This window comes from Moorena sp. SIO3I6, assembly GCF_010672095.1.
On record NZ_JAAHHU010000855.1, the window covers coordinates 1 to 2,067 of the forward strand.

Sequence of the window (2,067 nt, forward strand, 5' to 3'; positions counted from 1 at the left end):
TGCTGACAATTCCCAAAGTCACTGTATTATCTAGCCCTAGGGGGTTACCAACAGCAATAGCCCAATCTCCAACCTGAACTTGACTGGAATCCCCTAGAGAGGCTATGGGTAAGGAAGTACCGTTAATTTTGACAACAGCTAAGTCGGTGAATTCATCCACACCCTTGACTTGACCATCAAACTTGCGCCCATCCTTGAGGGTAACGGTTACTTTATCGGCATTTTCCACAACATGGGCATTGGTCAGTAGGATGCCACTGTTGTCAATAATAAACCCAGAGCCTTGACCTTGTAAACGTCTTTCTTGGGGAATTTGGGCTGAAAAGTCATCACCGAAAAAGCGCCGGAAGAAGGGGTCATCAAAAAAGGGATCGACGCGCCTGGAAACTGTGCGCTCGGTGTCAATGCGCACCACTGCTGATCCAACCCGATTTACCGCTGCTGTTACAAAACTGCTATTACTAGCTTGCTGTGGAATCAGCAGTTGTTGGGCAATCAGTGGCGGAGTGACTGAGTCTGTGCTGGGTACAGGAGCAGCCTTGGAGGGAGATACACGATAAACGCCAACTGTCAATAAGACTCCAAGTAAGATAGCTAAGAGATAGTTACTAATTGAGCGAAGCCAAATCGAAAATTTAGTTGATGACATAGTATTATCGTATTCTTCTGGTTAATTTTGGGGAATAGTATTGCTAAGCCAATCCCACGACCTAAAACCGATGGGATTTACTTGGCTTTGGCTATTGGTTAGTAGTCAGTGGTTGCTGACCCTTAGTGTTAACCCATAACTCAAGTTTACCCTCCCTGAGATTCCTCCCACCCAGAGCCAGGAGTGGGTTTCGAGGCAGATTTTAGGATTGTGGATTAGTTGCTACAAGCATCTAATCGCTATGGGTGAGAGTTAGTTCTATGACGTTAGTAGTACCTGGGGTAGTTCCAGGTGATGCTACCCCAGGGCGAGTAAATCGTCCTTGGGTAGCATCGGGAGTGAGAGAGCTTGACCTCAAGGGGTGTTCAGCCCAAGAGACCCCAACAAGTTAAGCTTAATAATTATCAATAATGATATACCCAGGAAGTTGGTTAACCTTGGACTAAGAAAACTAATAAAACCGCTATGATCTCGAAAGATAGAGAATATGCCCTGACTCAAGAGCTGAATCACAACCATAGTGAACATACTCATGGTCACGTTCATGATGAAGAATCTCTGAGGCGAATTATCAATCGCCTGTCTCGAATCGAGGGGCATATTCGAGGGATTAAAACTATGGTGCAAGAAAGTCGCCCCTGTCCTGATGTTTTGGTACAGATTGCTGCAGTTCGAGGGGCTTTGGATAAAGTGGCACGAATTATCCTTGATGAACATTTAAGCGAGTGTATCGGTCGAGCCGCTGAGCAGGGCAACATTGAGGTAGAAATTGAGGAGTTGAAGGCGGCTTTAGATCAATTTTTACGTTAGGAGTCAGAGGCTCTATGCTGCTCTAGAAACTGACGTAGCCTCATCAAACTTAAGGTTTGACCCCAATTCAACGGTAACAAAGACACCCCTTCTAGGCGAGATTGTACCCAACCATCTCCCCAATACCATTCATGATAACCATCAATTCCCTGACTCAAGAGCAGTCTTAAACAGTTCGGCTGAACAAGCTCAACCTTGTGTTGTACTGCTACTGGCCCGATGGAAGAAGTAAAGGTCAATCCTAAATCGAGCTGTTCGGGTAACTTGGAAGATAAATTCTCTGGCCACAACCACTGGTTCAGTTGCGCGGTATAGAGCAGACTGTCCCGGATAACAGTTTGTGGTGCTTCGACTTCAATCCTCAGATGACTTTTTTGAAAGATTCCTAGCATTTTGGTATTTATCGTCCTTATTCGTAGGAAATATTTGTAAGCTTCCCCACGGTTGGAAGCCGGGGGCTTTCCCGGATCCCAGAGCGTGTTGGTTTCAGTAGCCCTAGCAGACTTAACGCGCCTAAACTCGTTATTGATTGAATTTAAGGGTTAAGCGCCGAACCTCCAGCCTGGCTTACTCTACAGATGCGAGGGATTCCTCGCATCTGTAGCTTC

At 46.0% G+C, this 2,067-nt stretch carries 3 protein-coding genes; 1 reads left to right on the plus strand and 2 read right to left on the minus strand.

Annotated elements, in window-relative coordinates:
- The coding region (locus F6K49_RS43590; RefSeq protein ID WP_293107973.1) for a trypsin-like peptidase domain-containing protein at positions 1-649 on the minus strand (649 nt) is incomplete at its 3' end.
- 465 nt (positions 650-1,114) lie between these two features.
- Here F6K49_RS43590 and F6K49_RS43595 point away from each other — a divergent pair.
- Positions 1,115-1,459 (plus strand): metal-sensing transcriptional repressor, encoded by a 345-nt coding sequence (locus tag F6K49_RS43595; RefSeq protein WP_008177474.1) that lies wholly within the window; start codon positions 1,115-1,117, stop codon positions 1,457-1,459.
- On the opposite strand, the gene F6K49_RS43600 is transcribed toward F6K49_RS43595, so the two are convergent.
- Positions 1,456-1,851 carry a hypothetical protein gene (locus F6K49_RS43600; protein WP_075899781.1) on the minus strand — a complete coding sequence of 132 codons (396 nt, stop codon included), beginning with the start codon at positions 1,849-1,851 and terminating at the stop codon, positions 1,456-1,458. The two genes, F6K49_RS43595 and F6K49_RS43600, sit on opposite strands and share 4 nt — an antisense overlap.
- Positions 1,852-2,067 lie beyond the last annotated feature (216 nt).